This is a genomic window from Pseudomonas rhodesiae, from assembly GCF_013285305.1.
Classification (GTDB): domain Bacteria; phylum Pseudomonadota; class Gammaproteobacteria; order Pseudomonadales; family Pseudomonadaceae; genus Aquipseudomonas; species Aquipseudomonas rhodesiae.
The window spans coordinates 2,360,936-2,386,727 of record NZ_CP054205.1; the positions used below are offsets into that span (position 1 = coordinate 2,360,936).

Annotated in this window: 22 protein-coding genes; 5 read left to right on the plus strand and 17 right to left on the minus strand. The window is 59.4% G+C overall.

The window, feature by feature from the left end; genetic code table 11:
• Positions 1-66 precede the first annotated feature (66 nt).
• From HRH33_RS10835 to HRH33_RS10850, 4 genes are all read right to left on the minus strand, one after another.
• The gene (locus HRH33_RS10835) at positions 67-375 is read right to left on the minus strand and encodes a contact-dependent growth inhibition system immunity protein (RefSeq protein ID WP_123480158.1); all 309 of its coding nucleotides are present in this window, start codon (positions 373-375) and stop codon (positions 67-69) included.
• Positions 372-704 carry an RNase A-like domain-containing protein gene (locus tag HRH33_RS10840; RefSeq protein WP_173603441.1) on the minus strand — a complete coding sequence of 111 codons (333 nt, stop codon included), beginning with the start codon at positions 702-704 and terminating at the stop codon, positions 372-374. The genes HRH33_RS10835 and HRH33_RS10840 overlap by 4 nt, the downstream gene beginning before the upstream one ends.
• Positions 705-1,032: 328 nt before the next feature.
• A complete protein-coding gene (locus tag HRH33_RS10845; protein WP_167417950.1) occupies positions 1,033-1,341 on the minus strand; it encodes a contact-dependent growth inhibition system immunity protein in 309 nt (102 codons plus the stop codon).
• Positions 1,338-6,068, minus strand: coding sequence for an RHS repeat-associated core domain-containing protein (locus tag HRH33_RS10850; RefSeq protein WP_173603442.1), 4,731 nt, complete (start codon positions 6,066-6,068; stop codon positions 1,338-1,340). Before HRH33_RS10850 ends, HRH33_RS10845 begins: the two co-directional genes overlap by 4 nt.
• A gap of 249 nt (positions 6,069-6,317) precedes the next feature.
• Between HRH33_RS10850 and HRH33_RS10855 the strand changes: the two genes are divergently transcribed.
• Positions 6,318-7,403, plus strand: coding sequence for a DUF1615 domain-containing protein (locus HRH33_RS10855; RefSeq protein ID WP_034097203.1), 1,086 nt, complete (start codon positions 6,318-6,320; stop codon positions 7,401-7,403).
• Positions 7,404-7,545: 142 nt separating this feature from the next.
• On the opposite strand, the gene HRH33_RS10860 is transcribed toward HRH33_RS10855, so the two are convergent.
• Genes HRH33_RS10860 through HRH33_RS10870 form a run of 3 tightly spaced genes read right to left on the minus strand, consistent with a single transcriptional unit; the run spans position 7,546 to position 10,131 of the window.
• Positions 7,546-8,727 (minus strand): acetyl-CoA C-acetyltransferase, encoded by a 1,182-nt coding sequence (locus HRH33_RS10860; RefSeq protein ID WP_167417402.1) that lies wholly within the window; start codon positions 8,725-8,727, stop codon positions 7,546-7,548.
• A gap of 11 nt (positions 8,728-8,738) precedes the next feature.
• Positions 8,739-9,398: a CoA transferase subunit B gene (locus HRH33_RS10865; protein ID WP_034097206.1), complete on the minus strand. Its 660-nt coding sequence runs from the start codon at positions 9,396-9,398 to the stop codon at positions 8,739-8,741.
• A gap of 34 nt (positions 9,399-9,432) precedes the next feature.
• Entirely contained in the window at positions 9,433-10,131 is a 699-nt protein-coding gene (locus HRH33_RS10870) for a CoA transferase subunit A (RefSeq protein WP_034097208.1), read from the minus strand.
• A gap of 133 nt (positions 10,132-10,264) precedes the next feature.
• Here HRH33_RS10870 and HRH33_RS10875 point away from each other — a divergent pair, with 133 nt between their 5' ends.
• A complete protein-coding gene (locus HRH33_RS10875; RefSeq protein WP_034137745.1) occupies positions 10,265-11,167 on the plus strand; it encodes a LysR family transcriptional regulator in 903 nt (300 codons plus the stop codon).
• A 122-nt stretch (positions 11,168-11,289) separates the two neighbouring features.
• Here the strand turns inward: HRH33_RS10875 and HRH33_RS10880 are convergent, their stop codons facing one another.
• From HRH33_RS10880 to HRH33_RS10905, 6 genes are all read right to left on the minus strand, one after another.
• Positions 11,290-11,619, minus strand: a complete 330-nt coding sequence (locus HRH33_RS10880; protein ID WP_034097212.1) for a hypothetical protein — start codon at positions 11,617-11,619, stop codon at positions 11,290-11,292.
• Positions 11,620-12,102: 483 nt separating this feature from the next.
• Complete coding sequence (locus tag HRH33_RS10885) at positions 12,103-12,948, minus strand: NAD-dependent protein deacetylase (protein WP_094066322.1); 846 nt, start codon at positions 12,946-12,948, stop codon at positions 12,103-12,105.
• A gap of 8 nt (positions 12,949-12,956) precedes the next feature.
• Entirely contained in the window at positions 12,957-13,397 is a 441-nt protein-coding gene (locus tag HRH33_RS10890; protein WP_094066321.1) for a CBS domain-containing protein, read from the minus strand.
• A gap of 131 nt (positions 13,398-13,528) precedes the next feature.
• Positions 13,529-15,478 (minus strand): DNA topoisomerase III, encoded by a 1,950-nt coding sequence (locus tag HRH33_RS10895; RefSeq protein WP_167417403.1) that lies wholly within the window; start codon positions 15,476-15,478, stop codon positions 13,529-13,531.
• Between the two features lie 207 nt (positions 15,479-15,685).
• Positions 15,686-17,308 (minus strand): MFS transporter, encoded by a 1,623-nt coding sequence (locus HRH33_RS10900; protein ID WP_040267888.1) that lies wholly within the window; start codon positions 17,306-17,308, stop codon positions 15,686-15,688.
• 65 nt (positions 17,309-17,373) lie between these two features.
• Positions 17,374-19,020: a GMC family oxidoreductase gene (locus HRH33_RS10905; protein ID WP_034097218.1), complete on the minus strand. Its 1,647-nt coding sequence runs from the start codon at positions 19,018-19,020 to the stop codon at positions 17,374-17,376.
• Between the two features lie 129 nt (positions 19,021-19,149).
• Here HRH33_RS10905 and HRH33_RS10910 point away from each other — a divergent pair, with 129 nt between their 5' ends.
• Positions 19,150-20,043, plus strand: a complete 894-nt coding sequence (locus HRH33_RS10910; protein ID WP_034112917.1) for a LysR family transcriptional regulator — start codon at positions 19,150-19,152, stop codon at positions 20,041-20,043.
• Positions 20,044-20,152: 109 nt separating this feature from the next.
• Here HRH33_RS10910 and HRH33_RS10915 read toward each other — a convergent pair whose 3' ends face one another.
• Both HRH33_RS10915 and HRH33_RS10920 read right to left on the minus strand, forming a co-directional pair.
• Positions 20,153-21,499 carry a glutamine synthetase family protein gene (locus tag HRH33_RS10915; RefSeq protein ID WP_094066320.1) on the minus strand — a complete coding sequence of 449 codons (1,347 nt, stop codon included), beginning with the start codon at positions 21,497-21,499 and terminating at the stop codon, positions 20,153-20,155.
• 11 nt (positions 21,500-21,510) lie between these two features.
• Positions 21,511-22,068 (minus strand): helix-turn-helix domain-containing protein, encoded by a 558-nt coding sequence (locus tag HRH33_RS10920; protein ID WP_034137752.1) that lies wholly within the window; start codon positions 22,066-22,068, stop codon positions 21,511-21,513.
• A gap of 161 nt (positions 22,069-22,229) precedes the next feature.
• Here HRH33_RS10920 and HRH33_RS10925 point away from each other — a divergent pair, with 161 nt between their 5' ends.
• A complete protein-coding gene (locus HRH33_RS10925) occupies positions 22,230-22,538 on the plus strand; it encodes an RcnB family protein (RefSeq protein ID WP_034097230.1) in 309 nt (102 codons plus the stop codon).
• Between the two features lie 88 nt (positions 22,539-22,626).
• Entirely contained in the window at positions 22,627-23,820 is a 1,194-nt protein-coding gene (locus tag HRH33_RS10930; protein WP_034137753.1) for an MFS transporter, read from the plus strand.
• Here HRH33_RS10930 and HRH33_RS10935 read toward each other — a convergent pair.
• Both HRH33_RS10935 and HRH33_RS10940 read right to left on the minus strand, forming a co-directional pair.
• On the minus strand, positions 23,783-24,055 hold the full coding sequence (locus HRH33_RS10935) for a DUF1652 domain-containing protein (RefSeq protein ID WP_034097233.1): 273 nt from the start codon (positions 24,053-24,055) through the stop codon (positions 23,783-23,785). The two genes, HRH33_RS10930 and HRH33_RS10935, sit on opposite strands and share 38 nt — an antisense overlap.
• Before the next feature lie 133 nt (positions 24,056-24,188).
• Complete coding sequence (locus HRH33_RS10940) at positions 24,189-25,685, minus strand: helix-turn-helix transcriptional regulator (protein WP_167417404.1); 1,497 nt, start codon at positions 25,683-25,685, stop codon at positions 24,189-24,191.
• Positions 25,686-25,792 lie beyond the last annotated feature (107 nt).

A 25,792-nucleotide genomic window follows, 5' to 3' on the forward strand; every position in this document is an offset into this window, starting at 1 on the left:
TAGAAGACTAATTTATTTGACGGTAAATAATATTCCCATAATTAATAAATCTTTCCATTGAATGCGCTATTTTTTAGGGTTGCCGTTCCTTAATGCTGATGCAACATGTTTTAACCATGTTCTGCCATCGTTCCATTCGTTGAGATAATAGTAGTAGCAACCCATCTCGGAAAATAAAAAGTCTTCAAGTTCTTTCTCGGTTTTCTCAGTGGAAATTAATCTTTCCAGTTCTCGTTGCACTATCGTCTTTGTCTCTTCAGAGGAGTCAGAGATAAAGTAATTAATCACGTCATCCGCGCTTTTGTGATCATCCACCCAATCTTGATTGAAATATCCAGCGAGAAATTGCTGTAGCTCAGGGTAGTCTTGGTTCATGGGTTTGGAAAGCCTGTGTGGATGCGGTAGCCATTGGGCATGTTTTTGTCTCTTCGAATGATTAAGTAAATTTCTTTTCCTGGAACTGGTGTTGTAGTTTTCTTTTTAATACTGGTGCCTATTGTTTCTTTGGACTTTTGGATGATTGCCAACTGGTTGTTGCTTCCTTTGAGAAAGTTTTTAATTTTAGTTTTGTTTTCGTTGATTACACTTGATATGGCGAGCTCTGCTGAGGCCCGGTCGTGAAAGGTAGAGGCCGCAGGGATGTTTGGTTCCTGCTTCAAACGGTCAAGCAACTGTTTGTTAGTTCTCCCAACGTGCTTTTCCATCAGATGTCCTCCTGCAGCTTCGTGTGCGGCTAAACCTCCTCCTGGCACTATTACGCTATACGGCCCCTCAGGGCAGTTCGTTTTTTTACAGCTCAGCCCCAGCGGATACACCCAGGCCGTAGGCTTGCTCGGGCCTTGAGCCTGTTTTGTGGTGAGCAGGCTTGCCCTGCGTTGGGCTGCGTAGCATCCCTAAACCAGGCACCGTCCCCCGAGATATCACGTCGCCCTGACTGGGGCGGTTTCACGGCCCGCTGTGAATAAGCTTGCTTGTGATGATCTGCCTTTTAAGTACTTCGCTATTTTCTCTGTTTAAATATTTTTATTGGTTTTACTTTTCGGACAGGTAGCTGTCGAATTTGTGAATTATGTGGTTCAGCCAAAGCGGTCCGGACGCCCACTCATGGGGGTAGTAATAGTAGCAATATTGCTCGTGCAATAGCTTTTCCAGAAAGTCTGATTCGTTTTGGTAAGAGTTAATTAGATCTATGATCTCATTTTTTACTGACATGATAACCTCCTTGGATGAGTCTAGTAGGAAGCTGTCAATGACGTCGTCAGCTGTGGCATGATCCTCTGGCCAGTCTTGGTTAAAATAAGCACCAAAAAATTGTTGAAGTTCGGTTAATTGTTCATTCATTTTTCTATTGGATATCCAGTCAGTAGTAGGTAACCATCGGGCATCTTGGGTTTTTTTATTAGAATTAGCATGAATTTATAGACAGGGACTGACTCTCTTGTGCCTCTTATAACGCTCAGTCCTACCGCTTGATTTGAGTGTTCTCTAATAATGTATTTGTCTTTTGTTCCCTTGAGAAATTTTGATATATCCTGATGGCGAGATAATAAGGCTTTAGATACAAGTCTTTCCGCCTCTTCTAGTGATCTAAATGTCGATGCTGCTGGTATGCTGGGTTCTAAGTCAAGTCTTTCAATTAATTGAGCATCTGTCTGCTCTACGTGTTTCTTAATTAAGTGCCCGCCTGCATCTTCATGTTTGACTAAAGTTCCGCCCGAAACTTTTTTCGTTTGGGTGGTATCTGTTTTCTTGCTAGGACACGCACCTATCTTACAACTTAGGCCCAGCGGATCCACCCACCCCGTAGGGTTAGGTACATACCGATACCCATTAATCCCACCCGCCAACTTCACCGGGTCCGGCGTCAGGTAGCGACCAATATCCGGATTGTAGTAGCGATGACGGTTGTAGTGCAGGCCGCTTTCTTCGTCGAAGTATTGGCCCTGGAAACGCAGTGGGTTGTCGAGTTTGCCTACGTCGAGGCGGGCGATTTCGCCGTAGGCGCGGTAGTGCGCGGACCAGACGATTTCGCCATCCGAGGCTGTGAGTTCTTGCGGCGTGCCGAGGTGGTCGAGTTGGTAGTGGTAGGGCTGGGTGTGGTCTGGACCGAAGCCTTCCAGTAGGACTAGCGGCCGGAAGCTGTCGGGTTCGTAGAGGTAGCTGCGGTGGCGGCCCGCTTGGTGTTCGGCGATAAGTGTGTCGCCTTGCCAGAAAAATTCGGTGGTGAGGTCATCGACGGTTTTGCTGATACGTCGGCCAAACGGGTCGTATCGGTAGCTGGCGGTTTGGCCGTTAGGCTGGGCGATTTCGATCAGCCGGTGCTGGCTGTCATAACGGTATTCCGTGACGAGTTGCTGGCCTTTGCCACGGCGTTCCTGGGTCAGGTTGCCGAAGGCGTCGTAGGTGTAGTGGCGCTCTCCCTGGATCAGCAGGCGGTTGCCGGCGACGATGTCGGGGCCGGGGCGGTTTTGCATCAGCAGGTTGCCGGCCGGGTTGTGGGCGAAACGTTCCTGCACGTCGTGGGAATGGTCGGCGCGGGTCAGGCGTTGCAGCGGGTCGTAGCGGTAGTGGTGTTCGCCTTTGCGGGTGTCGAGCAGGCGGGTGAGGTTGCCGGCTCGGTCGTAGTCGTATTGGCGCTGCAGCAGCGGGTGGCTCTGGTGGGTGACGGCGTGGGCGTGCAGGCGTTGCTGGTCGTCGTAGTGGTAGTGGCTAAGCAGTTGGCCCTGTTGGCGCTGGTGTTCGAGACCGGCGTTGAATAGGTGCGACGTCAGGGTTTTGCCATTCAATTCAACAGTCGCAAGGTGCCCGCCCTTGTCGCGGTTGAAGGCCACGCGGTTGTTATCCGGCAGGCGCAGGTGCTTGAGCTGGCCGCAGGCGTCGTAGCCATAGCGCAGTGTGCCCCAGCCCTGGTGTTCGGCGGTGAGGCGGTTTTGGCGGTCATACTCGTAGGCCAACGCCCAGTGGCCGTCGTCGACACTGAGGAGATTGCCCTGGCGGTCGTAGGTATATTCAACGACGCTGTCATCGGGCAGGGTTTTTCGTACCAGGCGTCCGGCATGGTCGCGCTCATAACGCGTCACCCACTGACTACCATCGTCGCCGTATTCGGTCTTTTCCTGCAGGTGGCCGTTAAGGTCGTAGGCGTAGGCGGTGCGTTGGCCGTCGAAGCCGACTTCCTGCTGGATCAGGCCGTTGGGGTGGTAGTCGAGCCGGTAGGTTTCGCCGACTTCGTTTTCGATTTCGGTGAGCAACAACCGGGCATTGTCGTAGCGGTAGTTGACCTGAGTGCCATCGGCATTCAGGCGACGGCTGATCAGGTGCAGGCCGTCAGCGTAGTCGTAGCGGGTGACGTGGCCGAGTTCGTCGCGTTCGGCGGTGATTTTGCCGTAGGGGTTGTAGCTGTATTCGCGGGTGGCACCGCCCGGCAGGGTCAGACGAGTCAGCCGACCCACAGCGTCCCACTGGTACTGGGTCAGCGCGCCGTGTTCATCTTCGCGCGCCACCTCGTGGCCCAGGTCGTCGTAGCGATAGCGCCTGATGCCACCATTGGGCAACTGCTCCTCAACCAGTTGCCCGCGCTCATTCCACACCAAGCGATGGCAGCTGTGATCCGGGTACCAAACCCCGGTCAGTTGCCCATGTTTGTTGTAGCTGTAGTCGGTAACGTGACCGTCGGGATCGATGCTACGGGTGATATCGCCCTGGTCATTGCGCTCGTATTTCCAGACCGCTTCACCCCGGCGCACCACGCGTACGAAACCGTGGTCATGCTCGTAGGTAGTGGGCTCATCTTCGCCGGGAAACAGCGCCACCAGCCGTCCGGCCTCGTCGTACTGGTAGGCCGTCACCGCGCCCAGCGGATCCTGCTCGACCGTCAGCCGGCCTTTAGCGTCGTAGGATTTGAAGTGCTGCGCGCCATCGGGATCGATGCGTTGCACCAATCGCGCACGGTCGTCGTGGACATAGATTTCCTGGCTGCCATCGGCGTTGTGCACCGTGACTTGGCCGTCATCGCCCCACACATAGCGCGTGTCCATCTGCGAGAAGCTGGCCCAGTGCCGCACACAGCGCGCCGCCTTGCCGGAGCGTTCCCACGCCCAGAAGAAACTCGCCCCACCGGCCAGGCCGCGCTCAACAATGACGTGCTGCTCGTCGTAGCGGTACACCTCGCTCTCGCCGACGGCATTGGTCGCCGAGACCAGTCGGCCCAGGTCGTCATAGGCGTAGGAAACGACGTTTTGCTCAGTCGTCCAGACATACGGACCACGGCCTTCGGCGCGCTGAATCTGGTAGTCCACCGCGACAATGCGCCCGCTCCCATAGCGCAGAAACAACGAGCGACCCACCCCGTTATCCACCCGCTCGATACGTCCGAGCACATCGCGGAAAATTCGCAGGCGGTTGTCATACGCATCGCTGATCGCCGTCAGCACACCGTCGCGAAAGTGGTAGAACCGCGATGCCTGGGCCAGCACCAGCTCATCCGGCGAAGCCCCCAGATAGATCGCCGCTTCGGCCAGGCTATTGGTGATTGCCGGCCTCGCAACGGTGGGCATTGGAAAGGAAATTGAGCGATTTTCATGGTCGGTCCAGACCACCGAATCGCCTGAAACCACCAGCCGCTGCGCCAGCCCATGGCTCCAGCCAACCCCCAGTCCTACATCGACTTCCACCGCACTGGTGCGATACAGGCGCGTCCACTCGAACGGCAACACCCCATCCAGAACACCGTCAGTCAGGGTCAGCAATTCCTCGCCGGTGACCATCGACACCGGGCAGCCGTTAGTGACGGTTTTATCCGCAGAAGCCGCCGCATCGCCGTTCGGGTTTTTTCCCGAAACTGGCACGTCATCCATAGGCTCCTGCCGCACCAACACCGTCTGCTGCGTCTTGTTGCGCGCCGCTGTGACCGGGTTGGAAACCCATTGATCCCCAGCCTTCAACGGCCCCACCGGGATCGTATCGACCGCCGTGGTCTGGCGACTGAGCAACACCGGCTTGGCCGCCTCGGCATGCTCCTCGACGCGCACCTTGCCAAACTGCTCGGCCAAATGTTCCAACCACTGGCGCGCGCGCCGCGACTTGATCCTACCCAGCACCTGCGCGCCCAAGCGAACCGCCACGCCCATGCCCGCTGTGGCCCAGATCAGCAACAGGTTGATCAGCACCTCGCCAGTGACTTCTCCGAGCAGCTCATTCATATACGGCGGTGGCAGCAGGCGCATCCAACTGACCATCGTCGCCAGGTAAATGAACAACAACGGCTCATCGCTGAGCATCAGCAAGCCCGTCGCAATAGCGTCGGCACCGAGCGCCAGCAACTGGTCAAACTCGGCCTGGGACAGATACCGCAGCCATTGCTCGGCATGGGCCACCGGGTCCGACAGCCACTGGAACAGTTGCTTGAGGTTGTCCCACAGCGAGTACAGCGCTTCGCCGAATCCGCGTGCGTAGGCGGCGTGGAGCGAGAGGTAGCGCTTAAGGAAGTTCGCCTCGGAGTAGTCCTGCCAAAGCGGTTCGAAGGTGTCGGACCATTCGCTGCGCAGCCACGCCTCCAGCGGCGCGATGACCGCCTGATAAGAGGCGTACAGCGCCTTGAAATGCGCGGCGGACACATTGGGGTAGAAGTGGATGCGGTAGCGCTGGTTGCGTTCGCATTCCTTGAGTTCAAGAATGCCGCTGGGCCCGATGGTTTTATGGATAGGCTCGCCCAGCAGCGTGCCGTCTGCATCGATGCGCTGGAGTATCACCGGTGTATCGCCGATGGGTACGAACCGTGAACTCTGGAACCGATGCACCAAGGTCAAGGTGCCATCGGCCCGGCAGGTCGCGACCGCGCTGCTGGGGAACAGCGAGCGGTTGATCGGCGCGACCCGCTCCGCTTCATCTCCGGCCTTGAACACCTGCTCGATATTCAGCGCCGAAAAACTGAGGACACTCTCGGCCCAGGCGTCGTAACTATTGAGGCATCCACGAAAATCCCTGAGTACCGACTCAACGTCGCGGGTCTTTGCATCCAAGGCGGCGAGTACCAGAAAGCCAATGGTCTGGCTGGTCGCGCCAATCATGAGGCTGCCCTATCAATCAGGGCCATAACGAAAAAAAACATCTGCAATCCTTCGCACTGTGTGATCAGGCGAGGGACTTTGCAGAGGTTTATGGGGCAGGGGAGTAGAGCTTATCCGGCGCTTGCGTGGGATGTTTCGGCAGCGGTCACATCCGGTCGTAACGGGCGAGCCTACCGAACCCACGAACCCTGGTTAGACTTACCTGTCGAAACGTGCAACTCACGGCCCGCCGTCACTCAAGGAATCTTCATGTATTCAAGCCGCCTGATCCTCTGCCTTTTGCCCTTGCTGGTACTGGCGGGGTGCTCCACCGCCCGTGGCCCGCAGCAACCGGAACGCAGCGAAGCCGAGGTCAAGGCGCAGATCGTGCGGTTGCTGCCACCCAAGGTTACGGACCGCAATGGCTGGGCCCAGGATATCTACACGGCCTTTGATACCCAGAAGATTTACCCGAGCACCGAAAATATCTGCGCGGTGCTGGCGGTGACCGAGCAGGAGTCCACCTTCCAGGTCGACCCGCCGGTGCCCAATATGGGCAAAATCGCCCAGGATGAAATCCTGCGCCGTGCCGGCAAGGTGCATGTGCCGGCCTTTGTGGTGCGCAGCGCATTGCAACTGAATTCGCCCACCGGCAAGACCTACGCCGAACGTCTGAGCGCCGCGCGTACGGAAAAAGACTTGAGCGGTATTTTCGATGACTTCATCAGCATGGTGCCGTTGGGCAAAACGCTGTTCGGCGGGTTCAACCCGGTGCACACCGCCGGGCCGATGCAGGTGAGCATCGACTTTGCACAGAAACAAGCGCGGGGTTATCCCTACACCGTGGACGGATCAATCCGACGCGAAGTGTTCACCCGCCGTGGCGGCATGTACTTCGGCATCGCCCATTTGCTCGGCTATCCGGTGAACTACGATCAACCGCTGTATCGCTTCGCTGACTTCAACGCCGGTTGGTATGCCAGCCGCAATGCGGCGTTTCAGGCGGCGGTCAGTCGGGCTTCGGGGGTCGAGCTGGCGCTGGATGGGGACTTGATTCGCTACGGCTCGCTACTGCCCGGTACCACGGAGCTGGCGGTGCGTTCGTTGGGCGCGAAGCTGGACATGCGCAACCCCAGCATCCGCAGCCAGCTGGAGCAGGGCGAGCGCTTGGATTTCGAAGAAACCACCCTTTACCAACGTGTGTTCGCCCTCGCCGACAAGGCTGCCGGCAAACCCCTGCCACGGGCGATTCTGCCGGGGATTGTGCTCAAGAGCCCGAAGATCACCCGTAACCTGACCACGGCATGGTTTGCCAAGCGCGTGGATGAGCGTTATCAGCGTTGTATGAAGCGCTGAAAGCCCCGTGCGAGATTTGTATGGCTGATGGCGATGGCTTCCAATGAGGTATTTGCAATGCCTCAAGCTGCCAGACAATGAAGATCAAAGGTGGGAGGGGGGGCAAGCCCCCTCCGATAGTTGAGCGATGTTGCTGTTTTTATCAGTTGCGTTCCAGGGCCAGGGCTACGCCCTGGCCACCGCCGATGCACAAGGTCGCCAGGCCTTTTTTGGCATCGCGCTTGATCATTTCGTGCAGCAGGGTCACCAGCACGCGGCAACCCGAGGCGCCAATCGGGTGGCCGATGGCGATAGCGCCGCCATTGACGTTGACCTTGTCAGCATCCCACTCCAGCTCTTTGCCTACCGCCAGGGATTGCGCGGCGAAGGCTTCGTTGGCTTCGATCAGGTCCAGATCGCCCAGGCTCCAACCGGCTTTGTCCAGGCAGCGACGGGTGGCCGATACCGGGCCGATGCCCATGATGGCCGGGTCCACGCCTGCGTTGGCGTAACTGGCAATGCGGGCTAGCACGGGCAGACCGAGGGCTTTCGCCTTATCGGAACTCATCAGCATTACTGCAGCGGCGCCGTCATTGAGGCTGGAGGCGTTGCCGGCGGTGACGCTGCCGTCTTTCTTGAAGGCCGGCTTGAGCTTGGCCAGGGACTCGGCAGTGGTGCCGGCGCGCGGTTGCTCATCCACGGCGAAGGCGATTGGGTCGCCCTTGCGCTGGGGGATCAGGATCGGGGTGATCTCATCTACAAATCGCCCAGCCTCGATGGCTGCCGCAGCCTTCTGCTGAGAAGCGGCGGCAAAGGCGTCCTGGGCTTCGCGGCTGATGCCATATTTGTCCACCAGGTTCTCAGCAGTGATGCCCATGTGGTAGTCGTTGAACGCATCCCACAGGCCGTCGGTGATCATGCTGTCGATCATCTTGGCGTGGCCCATGCGCAAACCAGTGCGCGCGGCAGGCAGTACGTAGGGGGCCAGGCTCATGTTCTCCATGCCGCCGGCGATGATGACGTCGGCGTCGCCGCAGCGGATGGCCTGGGCACCGAGGTGCAGGGCTTTGAGGCCCGAGCCGCAGACCTTGTTCAGGGTCAGGCTCGGCACCGCGTGGGGCAGGCCGGCGAGGATCGAGGCCTGGCGCGCGGGGTTCTGGCCGGAGCCTGCGGTGAGTACTTGGCCGAGGATCACTTCATCGACTTGGGCCGGGTCCAGGCCGGTCTGCTCCAACAGGCGACGGATTACGGCGGCGCCCAGTTCCGGAGCCGGGACGCTGGCCAGCGAACCTTGAAAGCTGCCCACGGCGGTGCGGGTGGCAGCAACAATCACGACGTCTTGCATGGAATCTGTCCTCACTGGAAATGCATTTCTGGAACGTGGTCCGGGACGATCAGTTTACCGGCGGTCTTGCTCACAATCTCTTCAACGCTGACGCCAGGTGCGCGTTCCTTGAGGACAAAAGCGCCATTTTCGATTTCCAGGTACGCCAGGTCCGTAAGCACGCGTTTGATGCAGTGCGCGCCGGTCAGCGGCAGGCTGCAGCGATCAAGCAACTTGGACTCTCCGTCTTTGGAGGCGTGGGTCATGATCACGATGATGTTTTCCGCACCGGCCACCAGGTCCATGGCGCCGCCCATGCCCTTGACCAGTTTGCCGGGGATCATCCACGAAGCGATGTTGCCCTGCACATCGACTTCAAATGCGCCGAGCACGGTGAGGTCGACGTGACCGCCACGAATCATCGCGAAGGACTCGGCAGAGGAGAAAATCGACGCACCGATGCGTGCGGTCACCGTCTGTTTACCGGCGTTGATCATGTCGGCATCGATGGTGTCTTCGGTAGGAAACGGGCCCATACCGAGCAGGCCGTTTTCCGATTGCAGCATCACTTCCATGCCGTCGGGGATGTAGTTGGCCACCAGGGTCGGAATGCCGATGCCGAGGTTGACGTAAAAGCCGTCCTGCATTTCGCGGGCGACGCGTTGAGCCATTTGTTCGCGGGTAAGAGCCATTTTGTGTGTCCTTATTGTTCGGGCTGGAGGCGGATTATTTGCGGACGGTGCGCTGTTCGATGCGCTTCTCGAAAGTGCCGCAGATGATCCGATCGACGTAGATGCCAGGGGTGTGGATCTGCGCCGGGTCCAGCTCGCCCGGTTCGACGATTTCTTCGACTTCGACCACGGTGATCTTGCCGGCGGTGGCGGCCAGCGGGTTGAAGTTCTGAGCGGTGTGGCGGTAGATCACGTTACCGAAGTGGTCGGCTTTCCAGCCTTTGACGATGGCGAAGTCGCCGGTGATGGACTCCTCCATCAGGTAAGGACGACCGTTGAACTCGCGGGTTTCTTTGCCTTCGGCCACTGGGGTACCGACACCGGTTGCGGTAAAGAAAGCCGGGATACCGGCACCGCCTGCGCGCATTTTTTCGGCGAGGGTGCCTTGGGGCGTCAGCACCACTTCGATTTCGCCGCTGAGCAATTGCTTCTCGAACAGCGCGTTCTCACCCACGTACGACGCGATCACTTTGCGGATCTGTTTTTCTTCCAGCAGCACGCCCAGGCCAAAACCGTCGACGCCGCAGTTGTTGGAGACCACGGTCAGCTCACGGGTGCCTTTGCGCTTGATTTCGGCGATGAGGTTTTCCGGGATGCCGCACAGGCCGAAGCCGCCGGCGAGTACGGTCATTCCGTCCTCCAGGCCTGCCAATGCCTCTTCGTAGGACGCCACGCGTTTATCGAAACCTGCCATATGCACCTCTTTTATTGTTTGTGGGCCAGCCAATGGACCGAGTGTTGCGCCGATGGATTGATTTGTTAAGTTGTTTTTTAAGGTTGATTGATTTAGAAAACAGCATAGTTGATCCGTCTCTCGGAGTACCTTCATGACCGTGAAACAGCTGCGTGCCTTCCTCGCCGTGGCCCAGAGCCTGAGTTTCGCCGCCGCCTGCGAGCGTCTGCACTTGTCCCAGTCGGCGCTGAGCCTGACCATCAAGGGCCTGGAAGAGGGCCTGGGCGGGCGGTTGTTCAGCCGCAATACGCGTAATGTGGCGCTGACCCCGGAAGGCGAATCGTTGCTGCCCCTGGCCCGCCGCCTGATGGCCGATTGGGATAACGCCGAGGATGAGCTGCGCCAGCGCTTCACCTTGCAGCGCGGGCGCGTCACGGTGGCGGCGATGCCGTCGTTCGCCGGCAACCTGCTGCCGCCGATCTTGAAGATATTCCGCGCGCGTTACCCCCAGGTGAACGTAACGGTGCACGACTTGATCAACGAACAGGTCTTGGAGATGGTGCGCGATCGCCAGGTGGAGCTGGGTGTGGCCTTCGAACCGTCTGAAGGCTCGTCGCTGGCCTTTACCCCGTTGTATCTGGATCGCTTCATCGCGGTCGTGTCGGGTGATTCACCCTTGGCGCAGTGCGACGAGATCGGCTGGGAGACTTTATTGGAACACCCCTTTATCACCTTGCAACGACCTTCCACGGTTAGGGTGATGCTGGAGGAGCATTTGGGTGCGCTACGGATGAAACTGCCGGTCGCCCTGGAAAGCCATCAATTGGCGACTGTAGGCAAAATGGTAGCCAGTGGCTTGGGCGTCAGCGCCGTGCCGGCATTGTGTGCCAGACAAATGGAGGAGGCGGGCGCGCATTGTATTACCTTGCGTGATCCGGTGATCGAGCGGCCGATTGGTGTGCTGACCAAGCCGGGGCATGAGTTGTCGGCGGCGGCGCAAGCCTTGTTCGATATTTTTCGCGATGAGGCGGGCAAGGGCCGGTTTCCAACATTTTGACCCGCAGCACAAACAAGTGTGGGAGATGGTTTGCCTGTTATCACGGTTTAACAGTCAACACTGTCGTTGAGCGTTAAATAGCTATCGCAGGCAAGCCAGCTCCCACATTGAACACGTTGTTTCTAGTAGTAGCGATCAATCACTTTTACTTGCGAGCTGTCTTTGAAAGACTCCCAAGCGTTGTTAAGTGTGTCGAATACTTGTTCGATAAAGTTGCGATCGGCAGCGGCCTTCTTGCCGACATAACCCTGGCCGCGGCGGTACATCTTCAGGCGCGCCGCTAACTCACGGTTATTACGGTCGAACTCGGCTTCTTCAGTGTGGGGCGCCAGGCAGTCGATCTTGACTTCGCCCGATTTGCCAATCCACAGGATATGGTCGTCGAGTGTGTCTTTCTGCGCTGCGAACATCTCAGCCAATTCATCGATAGTTGGTTGGTTGTTCAGATTCATGTGTAAGCCCCTTGACCAGTTGGCGATCTATCAGTTGGTTCCGTTAAAACTGCTTAGTTGTCTCCGGCTTCAATAACCGGGCGTTAGTAACTGGCTGCCGAATACGGGCAGGGTCTTGAACCTGATGCTTGTAGTCTTACTGATGAACTGCTACGCAATGCTTTCATAACGAAGACAAGGAGCATTCGAGCTTCTTGTACCGTGCTCTTACGAATCGGTCAGCTTCATCAATCTGCCTTGTGGGCAGTGCACATCCGGAAAAAACAGCTCGGCGGTCAGACGAGCTCTTTCAAAACGCGTGTTACCAACGCTCCCGATCCGGGAGACGCCTTGATCATGCAAGGACAAAAAGGTTACGTCAACGGTTATGTAGTGATTATTTTTGATCACTACATAATTCGTCGTGGGCACGGGGAGATACGGCAGAGGCGTGACTTAAGCGTCATTTTTTGCGCTGGACGGTCGCTACGGTGGAGGAGGGGGCTATTGCAGGCGGTCTGCCAGCAAGGGCAGCAGCTGTTCGCACGAGGTTTCGATCTTTACCTGCAACAGCTCGTCGCCCCGGGTCTTACCCAGGTTGATGGCGATCACCGGTTTGCCTTGCTCTACCATCGCCTTGCACAAGCGAAATGCCGAATACGCCATCAGCGAAGAGCCCACCACCAGCAACCCCTCGGACTGTTCCACTGCCGCCATTGCCTTGGCGGCAGTGGACGGGGCGACGTTCTCACCAAAAAACACTACGTCGGGTTTCAATCGTTCACCCTGGCAATATGGACACCGGGGCACCTCAAAGCGCGCTTCAAAGGCCGGGTCGAGCAGCGTGTCTCCGTCAGGCGCCTGCACGGCATCAACGCCCGTCAGGTAGGGGTTCTGGGTTTCCATCAGCTGTTGGATCGCATCGCGCTGGCTGCGCTGCTGGCAGTCCAGGCACAGCACGCGGTGCAGGCTACCGTGCAGTTCGATCACACCTTGGCTGCCGGCCTGATCATGTAGGGTGTCGACGTTTTGTGTGATCAGCCCGGTGATGTGCTGGCGTTGTTGCAAGATGGCCAACGCTCGGTGCGCTGCATTCGGTTGTGCGACGCGTACGCGCGGCCAGCCCAGCATGGCGCGCGCCCAGTAACGTCGCCGCGCCTGCGGGGTGGCCAGGAATTCCTGGTACATCATTGGCGCCTTGCCTCGGCGCACGCCTTCGCTGTCCCGGTAGTCCGGAATGCCCGAGGACGTGCTGATGCCTGCACCGGTCAGTACCAGAAAACGCCGATCAGTCATGGCCCGGTACAGGGTGTCGAGGTGGTCTTGCTGATGCGCCTGGGAATCGAGCATGGTTTCTCCTATTCGCCGCGGATGTACTGCTCTAGCTGCTTGATCAGGTCAGCCTGCTCGGCAATCGCCTCCTTGACCAAGTCACCGATGGACAGTAGGCCCAGCAGTTTGCCGTCTTCGACCACGGGCAGGTGGCGCAAGTGACTGTCGGTCATAATGTTCATGCATTCTTCGACGCGCTTATGGGTATCCACCGTGATCACCGGCGCGCTCATCACCTCATGCACCTTAGTGGTCACCGATGACAGGCCCTTGAGCATGATTTTGCGCGCGTAGTCACGCTCGCTGATGATGCCCACCACTTGGTTGTCTTGGACGACCGGCAATGCCCCCACGTTTTTTTCCGACATCCGCACCAGTGCTTCAAACACGGTGTGATCCCATTGGATGGTGTGGACGTCCTGGTTTTTCTGGTCTTTGGCTTTGAGCAACTGTGCAACGGTCTTCATGGCGGCCACTCCGGTGTTGTTGTAGGAAATCAGTGGAACCCCTACAGAATCCTAGACAGCCCGCGCCGTAGCAAGAACCAATGCGGCGTCAAACCTGTCGAAAAACGTCATTTACCGGTTTTTTTTGGTGTTTATCCGGTATTTACCGGTTTTTTTGCCCGTTTAGGGCTCGCTGTCGTCTTGCGAGGGGCTGCCTTGCGCTTCTTTTTCCACGGTGCGGCCCCTCGTCCTGCCGGGCTCGCGGGGCCGGTGATGGTCATGCGCATGCCATTGCAACGCGCCACCTGTTTGCTCATCCAGGCTGCCTGTTTGGCGACGAATTCCTCCAGACTCATTTCACCGCTTTGCACCATGTCCAGCGCCTGCTCCCAGATGGCAGTGGTGCCGGGATCGGCGATGGCGCGGGGCACCACGTCGATCAGGCTGAATGCCGCCGGTGTGGCGGCCAGCGCCTTGCCATTCTTGCTCAGATAACCGCGGTCGAGCAGCCCCTGGATAATGCCCGCGCGGGTGGCTTCGGTGCCGATGCCGGTGGTGTCCCTGAGCTTTTGCTTGAGCAACGGGTCTTCCACCAGTTTGGCCACGTTTTTCATCGCCTTGATCAGGTCGCCTTCGGTAAAGGGTTTGGGTGGCTGGGTCCACAGGTCCTTGAGCGTGACCTTGGCTACTGCGTAATCCTGGCCCTGCACCAGCGCCGGTAGCGCCTGGGGCGCTGGCGCTTCGCGGCCCTTGGTGGGTGCGAGTGCTTCGGGCAGGGCGCGCTTCCAGCCCGGCTCGATCACCACTTTGCCCACCGCGCGCAGGGCAAAACCGGCGCAATCGAAATCTGCCTGGGTGCGATCGTATTCGTGGTGGGGCAGGAACTGCGCCAGGTAGCGCGCGCGAATCAAGGTGTACACCGCGCGGTGCTTGCCGCTGAGCTGGCCCACGTCCTTGCCGGCCCCGGTAGGAATGATGCCGTGGTGGGCGCTGACTTTGGCATCGTTCCACGCCCGCGAGCGCCGCTGGGGATCGATATGCGGCATCAGCTCACTGACCGCCGGGTCGGCACGGCCCAGCGCGGCGAGAATCTTCGCTGCCTCGCTGTGCTGGCTCAGCGGCAAGTAGCCGCAATCGCTGCGCGGGTAGGTGATGACCTTGTGGCTTTCGTAGAGGGATTGGGCGATATCCAGGGTTTCCTGAGCGCCCAGGCCGAGTTTCTTCGAGCAGATTTCCTGCAGGGTGCCGAGGTCGAAGGGCAGGGGCGCCAAGTCGCGCATGCGTTCGGTGCGCAGCTTCACCAGGCGCGCGCTGGTGGCGTTGCCCATGGCAGCGGCAGCGGTCTGCGCCAGCTGCGGGTTGAGGCAGCGACCCTGGTCATCACAGGCGTCTTCCGTGGCGCGCCATTGAGCGGTGAAGGTCATGTGCGCGTGGCGCAGGTCGACATCGATGGCCCAGTACGCCACCGGGACGAAATCGGCGATGCTGCGGTCGCGGTCCACCACCAGGCGCAAAGTGGGGGTTTGCACCCGGCCCACCGGTAATACACCCTGATAACCGGATTGACGCCCCAGCAAGGTAAATAGGCGGCTCATGTTCATGCCGATCAGCCAGTCGGCGCGGGAGCGGCCCAGGGCCGAGTGGTACAGGCTGAAGGTGTCGGCGCCGGGCTTGAGCGCGGCCAGGGCCTTGCGAATCGAGGCGTCGTCCAGCGCCGACAGCCACAATCGCTGGATCGGCCCCCGGTAGCGGCAATGTTCCACCAACTCGCGGGCGATCATCTCACCCTCGCGGTCGGCGTCGGTGGCGATCACCAGTTCCTGGGCTTCCCCCAGCAGGCGCTTGACCGCTTTGAACTGGCTGGCGGTCTTGGGTTTGACCAGCATCTTCCATTTGTCCGGCACGATCGGCAGATCGGCCAGCACCCAGCGTTTGTACTTGGCGTCGTAGGCATCGGGCGGGGCGGTTTCCAGCAGGTGCCCAATGCACCAGGTAACGGTGACCCCATTGCCCAGCCAACACCCATCGCCACGACGACCGGCACCGAGCACCGCCGCAATGTCCTTGGCCTGGGAGGGTTTTTCACAAAGGTACAGCCGCATGGTCATCACATCAGATCGGGTTGATGCTTTGCAGGATGCTCAGTCGGATGGATTTGAGCAACCATTATCTGTATGGATGTACAGCTAGGGGTTTCAAGCGGCAAGCTGCAAGCGGCAAGAAAGAGCCGATTGGCTTTTACTTGCAGCTTGCAGCTTGAAGCTTGCAGCTTGAAGCTTGCAGCTTGAAGCTTGCAGCTTGCAGCTTATTCAGTTGCTATCGATATCCACATGCCGCGTTTCCTTGAGGCAGAACAACCCGACAATCAGGCTCACCCCCGTCACCATCACCGGGTACCACAGGCCGTAGAATATATCGCCCGTATACACCACCAGCGCAAACGATACGGTCGGCAGGAACCCGCCGAACCAGCCGTTACCGATGTGGTAGGGCAGGGACATCGAGGTGTAGCGGATACGCGTCGGGAACAGTTCCACCATCAGCGCCGCCAGCGGGCCGTAGCACATGGCGGCGATCAGGATCAGCACCACGATTAACACCACCACCATGACCTTGTTGACCTGCGCCACATCCGCCGAAGACGGGTAACCGGCCAGGGTCACGGCACCACGCAACGCCGCTTCGTCAAAACCGTCGATCTTGACTTCGCCGACGCTCACCTGCACCGGGCTGCCGGCCGGCGCAGCAGCGCTGGTGTAGGGCAGGCCTTGCTTGACCAGGAAGGTTTTGACCTTGTCGCATGGGCTGTCAAACCGCGCCTTGCCCACCGGGTCGAATTGGAAGGTGCAGGTGGCCGGGTCGGCCAGCACGGTGATCGGCGCCTGGTGGCTGGCCTGATCCATCGCCGGGTTGGTGTAGTGCGCCAGGCCCTTGAAGATCGGGAAGTACAGGGCGGTTGCCAGCAGCAGGCCGAGCATCAGCACCGGTTTGCGTCCGATCTTGTCCGACAGCCAGCCGAACAGGATAAAGAACGGCGCGCCAATCACCACGCTGATAATCAGCAGCATATTGGCCAGGGCCGGGTCCATCCGCAGGAATTGGGTGAGGAAGAACAGCACGTAGAATTGCGCCGCATAGAAGGTCACCGCTTGCCCGCCGTTGATGCTGAACAGCGCGATCAGCACCACCTTGAGGTTTTCCCACTTACCGAACGACTCACGGATCGGCGCCTTGCTGGCCTTGCCTTCTTCTTTCATTTTCAAGAAGGCCGGCGACTCGTGCAGGCTCATGCGGATCCAGGTGGAAATGCCCAGCAGCACGATGGAAAACAGGAACGGGATGCGCCAGCCCCACACTTCGAACTGGTCGCCGGTGAAGTAGCGGCACGCCAGCACCACCAACAGCGAGAGCAGCAGGCCGATGGTGGCGGTGGACTGGATCCAACTGGTGTGGAACCCGCGTTTGCCGACCGGCGCATGCTCGGCGACGTAAGTGGCGGCGCCGCCGTATTCACCGCCCAGGGCCAGGCCCTGCAACATGCGCAGCACGATCAGGATGATCGGCGCGGCGATGCCGATGCTGGCGTAGGTCGGCAACAGACCGACGCAGAAGGTCGCTACGCCCATCAGGATGATGGTCACCAGGAAGGTGTACTTGCGCCCGATCATGTCGCCCAGACGGCCGAACACCAGCGCGCCGAACGGCCGCACCACAAAGCCGGCCGCGAAGGCCATCAAGGCAAAGATAAAGGCCGTGGTGTCGTTGACCCCGGCAAAGAACTGCTTGCTGATCACCGCCGCGAGGGCGCCATAGAGGAAAAAGTCATACCACTCGAACACCGTCCCCAAGGACGAAGCGAAGATGACTTTCTTGGAGTCGTTGCTGGTGCTCGTGTCTACTGCCGAGCCCAGGGTTTGAGCATGTTCTGACATCGGGTAACCCTCACAGTGATTATTTATTGTTGTTCCACTGTCGGCGCCGGGTGCGGCGCCGCTATTCAGATTGCGTGAACCAGTTCTTTCTCCGGCGCGAGGCTCCTTGTGTGCGGCGAAAGGATCAGCTGCGCGGCTTTTTCCGCGATCATCAGCGTGGGTGAACAGGTATTGCCGGACGTAATGCGCGGCATGATCGAGGCGTCGGCGATGCGCAGGCCGGGCACGCCGTGCACGCGTAGCTGGGCGTCGACCACTGCGTCCTTGTCGTGGCCCATGCGGCAGGTGCCCACCGGATGGAAAATCGTCGTGCCGATGCGTGCGGCGGCTTCGTGCAGTTGTGCTTCGGTTTGCAGCGAATCGCCCGGCAAATACTCCACCGGCTTGAACTGGCTCAAGGCCGGCGCTGCTACGATGCGCCGGGTCAGGCGGATGGCATCGGCGGCTACGCGCAGGTCTTCGGGGTGGCTGAGGTAGTTGGGCTGGATCAGCGGCGCATCCGCCGGGTTGGCCGAACGGATATCGACCCGGCCACGGCTCTGCGGGCGCAGATCGCAGACCGAGGCGGTGAACGCCGGGAAGCCATGCAACGGCTCGCCGAAACGCTCCAGGGACAGCGGCTGCACATGGTATTCGAGGTTGGCCGAGGCCTGCTCCGGCCCCGAGCGGGCAAATGCGCCGAGCTGGCTGGGTGCCATCGACAATGGGCCGCTGCGGTCGTACAGGTAGCGCAGGCCCATGCCCATCTTGCCCCATAGGGTGCCGGCGATCTGGTTGAGGGTGCGTGCGTTTTCCAGCTTGTAGATCAGACGCAGTTGCAAGTGATCCTGCAGGTTGCCGCCCACGCCGGGCAGTTCGTGCAGCACGTTGATACCGAGGGGTTTGAGCACGTTGGACGGGCCGATCCCCGAGCGTTGCAGGATGCCTGGGGAACCCACGGAACCGGCACACAGGATGATTTCCTTGCGCGCTTTCCAACTCAGGGACTGACCGAGCCTGCGCCCGACCACTTCGCACGCTCGCCCGTTTTCCAGCAGCACACGGTCGACTTCCACTTCGGTGAGCACGGTGAGGTTGGTGCGCTGGCGGACCGGTTTGAGAAACGCCTTGGCCGCGTTCCAGCGCACGCCGGCCTTCTGATTGACCTGAAAGTAGCCGCAGCCTTCGTTATCGCCCTGATTGAAATCGCTGACCTTGGCGATGCCGCTTTGCGCCGCCGCCTCGCGGAAGGCATCCAGGATCGGCCACGACAGCCGTTGCTGCTCGACGCGCCACTCGCCGCTGTCATTGTGGAATTCCGAGCCGCCGGCAAAGTGGTTCTCGCTGTGCTTGAACAGCGGCAACACGTCGTTCCACGCCCAGCCGGCGTTGCCTTCGGCGGCCCAGCCATCGTAGTCACGGGCCTGGCCGCGCATGTAGATCATGCCGTTGATGGAGGAGCAACCGCCCAGCACTTTACCCCGTGGGTAACTCAACGCGCGGCCTTGCAGGCCAGGCTGGGCTTCGGTTTTGAAGCACCAGTCGGTGCGCGGGTTGCCGATGCAGAACAGGTAACCGACGGGGATGTGGATCCAGGGGTAGTTGTCGCGGCCGCCGGCTTCTAGCAGCAGCACGCGGTGGGCGGGGTTGGCGGACAGTCGATTGGCCAGCAGGCAACCTGCGGGGCCGGCGCCTACTACTACGTAATCGTATTCAGCAGCTGCATTGGGCATCTGAGGTCTCGCTTGTTTTTCTTATTGGCCCCATCCTAGTTGTTAGTTTTCGTCTTAAAAATGTTAGTTTTTACCCAGCTGCTGTGCGTTTTTGAACAGTGCTTCAGCGGCCCACGCATTGGAGGCGGCATGTTCGATTGGAATGACTTGCGGTTTTTTCTTGAGTTGCAACGCAGCGGTCGCTTGCTCACCGCCGCGCAGCGCCTGAAAACCACCCACGCTACGGTGGCGCGGCATATCGAGGCCATCGAAAAGAGCCTGGGCACCGCGCTATTCGTGCAGCATGCCCACGGTTACGAGCTGACCCCCTCTGGCGAGGCCCTGCTCAAACATGCCGAAGCCATGGAAAACGTGGCGCTGCTGGCCGAAGACGAACTCACCCACACCGCCGCGCCGCTGGGCAAGATCCGCCTCGGTGTGGCCGAAGGTCTGGGGGTGATGTTTCTGGCCGGACGCATGGGCGGCCTGTTCGAACGTTATCCGGGGCTGGAAGTGGAACTGGTAGCCGTGCCGCGCTTCGTCAGCATCCTTAACCGCGAAGCGGAAATCAGCATCCACCTCGAACGCCCCAGCGTCGACCAACTCGTCACCCGCAAACTCACGGACTACCGCCTCTCCCTTTACGCCAGCCGCGCCTACCTGGATCGCAACCCGCCGATTGAAAAACGTGAAGATCTCGCGGCCCATGCCTGGATTGATTATGTCGACGACCTGCTGTTCAGCCAGGAGCTGAAATTCCTCAGCAGTTTCTGTCGCAACCCTAAAGTGGTGTTCCACAGCACCAGCGTCATTGCTCAACACCAGGCGGCGCGCTCGGGGTTGGGGATTGCGGTATTACCCTGCTTCATGGCCGCCAGCGACCCGGACCTAGTGGCATTGCTGCCGGGGGAGGGCATCCAGCGCAGCTACTGGATCAGCTCACGCCGGGAGTTGCACAAGTCCGTGCGGCTGCGGGTGTTGTGGGATTACGTGGTGGAGTTGTGCGCGCGGGAGCAGCCGCTGTTGCTTGGCGAGTCCGGCTGATTCCTTCACCCAGCAGTGTCTAGAGAGAGGGCCGCTCCGCGCCCCAGCGCGGGCGGTGCGACGATTCGACAAGCCCGCTCACCACAAAAGCTCACTGACCACAGCAGGGTTAAAGAAACCAGCGGTACTCACGCACACTTATCTCTTGTTGAAAGGCCAGATGATCCTGGCGTTTGTTTTCGCAATACACGTCGACAAATTCCGCACCCAGCTTCTCGCGCACGCTGGGGTGCTGCTGCATGGTGCGTACGGCGTCGAGCATGTCCAGGGGGAAGTCGGTGCCGCTGGTGCGGTCCTCGTTCAAGGGCGCGATGGGCTCGCGCTGGGTGTCGAGGCCATGTTCCAGGCCGGCGAGGATCGCCGCGAGCACCAGGTATGGGTTGGCATCGGCGCTGGCCAGGCGGTGTTCAATGCGCAGGTTGCGCGGGTCTGATTCGGGGATGCGCACGCACGCATCGCGGTCTTCGAAGCCCCAGCAGGCGCGGGTGGCGGCGTTGACAGTGCCGCCCAGGCGGCGGAAGGCATTGTGGTTGGGCGAGAAGATCGGCATGCAATGGGGTAGCAACTCCAGGCACCCAGCCACGGCATGGCGTAACGGTTGCTGCTGATGCGCCGCCAGCAAATTGTTGCCCGCGCCGTCATACAGGCTGACATGCACATGCATGCCGCTGCCAGGATGTTCCAGGTACGGCTTGGCCATGAAGCTGGCGCGATAGCCATGCTTGAGCGCCACGCCACGGGTGCTGCGGCAGAACAGCGCGGCCCAGTCGGCGGCGCGCAGGCCGTCGTCGAGGTGGCCGAAATTGATCTCGAACTGGCCGGGGCCGAGTTCAGCGGTAATCACCGTGATGTCGATGCCCTGGTCCTTGGCGGTCTGGGCCATATCGTCCAGGACTTCCGAGAAGCGCGACAGCCGCTCGATATGCAGGGTGGGCTGGTCGTCGGCGTCGTCGCTCAGCGGGTCGCGGGCAAATTGCGGCAGGCCGTGGTCGAGGGTTTTGTCGAACAGATAGAACTCCAATTCGAACGCCACCACCGGGTGGATGCCTTTGTGGTGCAGACGCTGCAGCACCTTGGCCAGCACTTCGCGGGGTTCGAATTCAATGGGGGCTTCGGTGCCATCGGAGGTGATCAACATCTGGCCCAGAGGCTGCGATTCCCAACTCACCGGCTTGAGCGTGCCGGGTACCAGGCGTCGGTTAGCGTCCGGGTCGCCGTCGTGGAAGCAGTAGTCGCCGATCTTGAACAACCCGCCCTGGGTCCCCAGCAACACGGCATTCTGCGGCAGTTTCAAGGGGCTGCCGGCGGCGACTTTTTCGAGCATCTCGATCGGGTAGCGCTTGCCGTAGAAATGCCCGGGAATGTCCAGGGCGATCAGGTCGACATAACGCACGTCCGGGTGGTGCTGGCGAAAGGTCCGTACTTCGGCCAGCAGCGTGGAAGATTGGCTTTTCACGGGTGATGCTCCTAGTTGTAAACCCAGAGTACGCGGGCGGGCAGGTCGGTCAGGTTGGCGTAGCGGCAACGGGCAAAGCTGGGCAGGTGAAAGCTGTCGCCGGGGCCGAGGGTCACCACGTCGTTTTCACCGTCCACCCACAGCGTCAATTCGCCTTCCAGCACAAAACCGGCCTGTTCGGCGCGGTCGCTCATGCTCTGCTCACCGCTGTTGGCACCCGGGGCAAGCAGGCTATCGAGCATCGAGAACGCGCCGTTCATGCTGGGGGAGACCAGGATGTCGGTGATGCCATTGGCGTAGTACACCGTGCGCCGCTCGTTGGGCCGGGTTACCCAATCAATCGCCTTGGGCTTGGGCTGGCTGTAGAAGTAGGTGGTAGGCACATCGAGGGCGTGGCTGATGGCGGTCAAGTCCGCCACCGTCGGGCGCGACAAACCACGCTCGACCTGGGAGAGGAAGCCTACCGAGCGCTCGATCTTCTGTGCCAACTGGGCCAGGGTGAGCTTCTTGTGCTTGCGCAGGTCATGGATCAGGGCGGCGAGGGTGGCGAGTTCGTCTTGTGGCGTCATGAAATTTATTTCTTAAAATTTCATGAAAAATTACACGATTAATTTCATGTGGGCAATGGGCAGGTCGGGCAGGTGTGCTTTCCCTTTGCTAAGGCCCGCTGAATGATTCCGCCCCGCTGCGGTCGGAACCTGGGTACGCATCATTCATTGAAGGAGCACCTATGCAGTCCAAAACCTTAGCCGCTTGCGTGTTGGTAGCCGCCAGCCTGTCCACCGTCAGCTTCGTGGCCCAGGCTGGTGATACGCCCCAGGAAACCGTGCAGCCTTCTACGATCAACACCCGTGATTTGAAAGAGGGCGATCGTGCCCCGGATATCCTGATGCGCAAAGAATCCGCCGTCACCGACTGGAAAAAGCGCGGCCTCAAGCAGCCTGAGGAAGACAGCCAATGGGCACGCGTCGGTGATCGTTTTGTGCTGCTCAAGACCACTAACGGCACGATTCTGGAGATCACGCCGGTCAAAAAATAACTCGCCGGCAGCGCCTGCTTTTTTGCAGAAACCTGGGTTATGGTAGCCGACCGCAATGGTCGCGTTACCTTCCAGGAAAGAGAGCAGGATGCTTGCCACAATCAAACATTACCCCCGCACCGTAAACCTGTTGCTGTGTGCAACCTTGCTGCTGACCTTGGCCAAGGCAATCACTTTTCCCTACCTGGTCATCTACCTCACCAGCCATTTCTCCCTGGATATCAGCCAGGTCGGCCTGGTGATCGGCAGTTCGCTGATTGTGGGCTCGTTGCTCAGTGTGTACGGCGGCTTCCTGGTCGATCGCGTCAACAGTTATCGCTTGCTGCTGGGCCTGAGTGTGGTGTTCGTGTTGGGGTTTATCGGCACGGTGCTGGCGCAGGATATCTGGACGTTCTATACCTGCCTGATTTTGATCAACCTGGCCTACGCGGTGATCGACATTGCGGTGAAAGCCGGGTTTGCCAGCCTGCTGCCCGAAGAGGCACGCAGCGAAGTGTTTTCCATCAAATACACCCTGACCAATATCGGCTATGCCGTGGGGCCGTTTTTTGGCGCGATGGTGGCCAAGCTGGATATCAGCTTGCCGTTTATCCTGTCGGCCTTGTTGGGAGTGGGGTTCTTTCTGCTGTACGCACGTTGGGGTGACCGTGCCCTTACCACCGCCGAGGTTGCGCAGAAACCGGTGTCGTTCCTCGCGGTGGGCCGCGTGCTACTGCGCGACCGTCGACTGGTGTGCTTTACCCTCGGCGGTTTGCTCAGTGCCGTGGTATTCGGCCAGTTCACGGCCTACCTGTCGCAGTACCTGGTGACGACCACCACCGCGGAATACACCTACACCGTCATCAGCGCGGTGCTCACCACTAACGCCGTGCTGGTGATCGCCTTGCAATACCTGATTGGCCGGCGCATTTCCCACCGTTACCTCAGCCAGTGGCTGATCGCGGGCTTGAGCATGTTTATGCTGGGGTTGATCGGGTTCGGGTTGTCCACCAGCGTGTTGGGGTGGGTGCTGGCGATGGCGGTGTTCACGGTGGGGGAGATTATCGTGTTTCCGGCCGAGTACATGTTTATCGACCGAATCGCCCCGGACCACCTGCGGGGCATGTATTACGGGGCGCAGAATCTGTCCAACCTCGGCGCCGCGCTGGGGCCGGTGCTATGCGGGTTGGTACTGGCCAGCCTGCCGGCCCATTACATGTTCTACATGCTGGGCGCGTTTATCGTCGGGGGCGGGGTGTTTTACTTTATCGGTGCGTCGATAAAGGCAAGTCATCCAGCGTGAGCTTGCCCACGTTATTGCTTTGCAGCTCGTAGCGCAGTTCTTCGACCATTTTTGCCACTTCTTGCGGGGTATGCAGCCGGTTGGTGCTGATCCCTGTGACCACCAGATCCACCCGGCCGGTTTCAGCGTCGTAGACCTTCAGGGTCAAGGACGCATCCCGGCACAGGGTGAATTCGCAGGTCAGTGGCGATAGGCCTTCTTCGATGCAGTTTCGCAGTTGAGCGAGGGTGAACATGCGGTTTCCTTCAAAGCATGAAAAAGCGACGGCACAAGGTCAAAGCTCCCTGTACCCACGGGCTGAAGGTTAGGGATTGCAGATCCAGGCCATAAGGCGAATTCGCACTAGTGGCACTGGTGCATTTGCACTGTCAGCGTCTATTTTTCACCCTCAAGTCCCCTGCAAACAGCCCGCGTTCCCGCGCCCACACGATCGCCGCACTACGGCTGTGTACCCCCAGCTTGGAGTAAACCGTGGCCACATGGTTACGCACAGTGTTGGGAGCCAGTTTCAGTCGTGAGGCGATCTCCTTGTCCGCCAGACCTTCGCAGATCAACCCCAGCACATCGCGCTCGCGGGCGGTGAGGTCGGTGAAGCTCACATTCGGCAAGTTGGGGCTGTTAACGCTTTTAGCGTTGGCCAGTTTTTCGATCAGCGTCTGGCTGAACCATGAAGCGTCTTGCATGACCTCTTCGATGGCCGCTACCAGCTCCAGCTCTGAGCGCTTGCGCTCGGTGATATTCATCATGACCAACAGATAGCAGGGCATGTCCTGGATCACTACCGTGTCGGCCGAGACCACACAGTCGATCACTTCGTTACCTTTCTTGCGCACCTTGAGGTCTTGGCCGTCGAGATTGCCGGCCTTCTCGAGAGTGGCGAACAACTGCTCGCTCGCCGCGTTGCCGTCGATAAACCCGATTTCTTCGATGGATTTGCCGATCAGCTCTTCGCTGATGTAACCGGTAATGCTTATGAACGCTTCGTTGACGTCCACCACATGGCGATTGTCGGCGTTGCACACCAGGGTGGGCACGGGTGTCAGGCGGAACGACTTGGCGAAGCGTTCCTCACTCTGGCGCAGGGCGATTTCCGCTTTGCGCCGCGGTTCCAGATCCATGAAAGAAAACAGCATGCAATCTTCTTCGTTCATGTCCAGCGGTTGACCGGCAACGATCACCAGTTTGCTGCCACCTTTGGGTAGTTTCAGTTCCGCTTCCATCTGCGGGATAGTGTTGCCTTCGCTCAGGCGCTGGATGGCCAGGTCCTTGCGTTCGGCCTGTTCCAGCACGTCCAGCTCGTACACCGAGCGGCCGATCACCTGATCGCGGCTGTAGCCGGTCATCTCCAGGAAACCCTGGTTGACCTTGATGTAGCGCAGGTCGCTCAAGCGGCAGATCACCGCCGGCGCGGGGTTGGCGTTGAAGGTTTTTTCGAAGCGCTGCTCGGCGCTGGCCCATTGGGTGGCGTTGCTGAGGATCAGCACCAGCAATTCAGGCTCACCTCGTGAATCGGTGATCACCAGGCTGCGCAGGCGGTGCACCCAGGTTTTGTCCGGAGTGGCCGTGGGCGTGACCTCCACGATCACATCACTGAATTCGTCACCGGCCGCCGCGCGAGCCAGCGGGTAGCTGTCGTCCTGCAACGGATGGTTATTGCGATAGCGCAGCGAAAAACGCTCGGCGTACTGCTGCCCATTGGCGCCCAACCCCATCACGTCGCCGACGCCATGCATGGTCAGCGCCGCTTCGTTGGCCCACAGGATGGTCTGGTCGACTTCGGCCAGAATCACACCGTCGGACAAGCCGGAGATGATTTGCTGCAATTGGCGGCGGTTGGTTTCTTTGGCAAGGACGTCCTGGCTCATGCTGTCTCCCGAAAAAAGCACATGAAAATTCCGACAGCCTTGGCTCGTGATAGTGCAAACAAAATGCAGGAGTGGTAGGTAAGAATGCACTCAAACGGGTGGTGCAT

Coding starts and splice junctions, on each gene's coding strand:
- HRH33_RS10840 (WP_173603441.1), bottom strand. CDS start 704: ATGGAAAAGCACGTTGGGAGAACTAACAAACAGTTGCTTGACCGTTTG.
- HRH33_RS10880 (WP_034097212.1), bottom strand. CDS start 11,619: ATGAATCTGAACAACCAACCAACTATCGATGAATTGGCTGAGATGTTC.
- HRH33_RS10905 (WP_034097218.1), bottom strand. CDS start 19,020: ATGCCCAATGCAGCTGCTGAATACGATTACGTAGTAGTAGGCGCCGGC.
- HRH33_RS10890 (WP_094066321.1), bottom strand. CDS start 13,397: ATGAAGACCGTTGCACAGTTGCTCAAAGCCAAAGACCAGAAAAACCAG.
- HRH33_RS10845 (WP_167417950.1), bottom strand. CDS start 1,341: ATGAATGAACAATTAACCGAACTTCAACAATTTTTTGGTGCTTATTTT.
- HRH33_RS10895 (WP_167417403.1), bottom strand. CDS start 15,478: ATGCGGCTGTACCTTTGTGAAAAACCCTCCCAGGCCAAGGACATTGCG.
- HRH33_RS10875 (WP_034137745.1), top strand. CDS start 10,265: ATGACCGTGAAACAGCTGCGTGCCTTCCTCGCCGTGGCCCAGAGCCTG.
- HRH33_RS10855 (WP_034097203.1), top strand. CDS start 6,318: ATGTATTCAAGCCGCCTGATCCTCTGCCTTTTGCCCTTGCTGGTACTG.
- HRH33_RS10860 (WP_167417402.1), bottom strand. CDS start 8,727: ATGCAAGACGTCGTGATTGTTGCTGCCACCCGCACCGCCGTGGGCAGC.
- HRH33_RS10850 (WP_173603442.1), bottom strand. CDS start 6,068: ATGATTGGCGCGACCAGCCAGACCATTGGCTTTCTGGTACTCGCCGCC.
- HRH33_RS10940 (WP_167417404.1), bottom strand. CDS start 25,685: ATGAGCCAGGACGTCCTTGCCAAAGAAACCAACCGCCGCCAATTGCAG.
- HRH33_RS10935 (WP_034097233.1), bottom strand. CDS start 24,055: ATGTTCACCCTCGCTCAACTGCGAAACTGCATCGAAGAAGGCCTATCG.
- HRH33_RS10865 (WP_034097206.1), bottom strand. CDS start 9,398: ATGGCTCTTACCCGCGAACAAATGGCTCAACGCGTCGCCCGCGAAATG.
- HRH33_RS10910 (WP_034112917.1), top strand. CDS start 19,150: ATGTTCGATTGGAATGACTTGCGGTTTTTTCTTGAGTTGCAACGCAGC.
- HRH33_RS10885 (WP_094066322.1), bottom strand. CDS start 12,948: ATGCTCGATTCCCAGGCGCATCAGCAAGACCACCTCGACACCCTGTAC.
- HRH33_RS10900 (WP_040267888.1), bottom strand. CDS start 17,308: ATGTCAGAACATGCTCAAACCCTGGGCTCGGCAGTAGACACGAGCACC.
- HRH33_RS10925 (WP_034097230.1), top strand. CDS start 22,230: ATGCAGTCCAAAACCTTAGCCGCTTGCGTGTTGGTAGCCGCCAGCCTG.
- HRH33_RS10870 (WP_034097208.1), bottom strand. CDS start 10,131: ATGGCAGGTTTCGATAAACGCGTGGCGTCCTACGAAGAGGCATTGGCA.
- HRH33_RS10920 (WP_034137752.1), bottom strand. CDS start 22,068: ATGACGCCACAAGACGAACTCGCCACCCTCGCCGCCCTGATCCATGAC.
- HRH33_RS10835 (WP_123480158.1), bottom strand. CDS start 375: ATGAACCAAGACTACCCTGAGCTACAGCAATTTCTCGCTGGATATTTC.
- HRH33_RS10930 (WP_034137753.1), top strand. CDS start 22,627: ATGCTTGCCACAATCAAACATTACCCCCGCACCGTAAACCTGTTGCTG.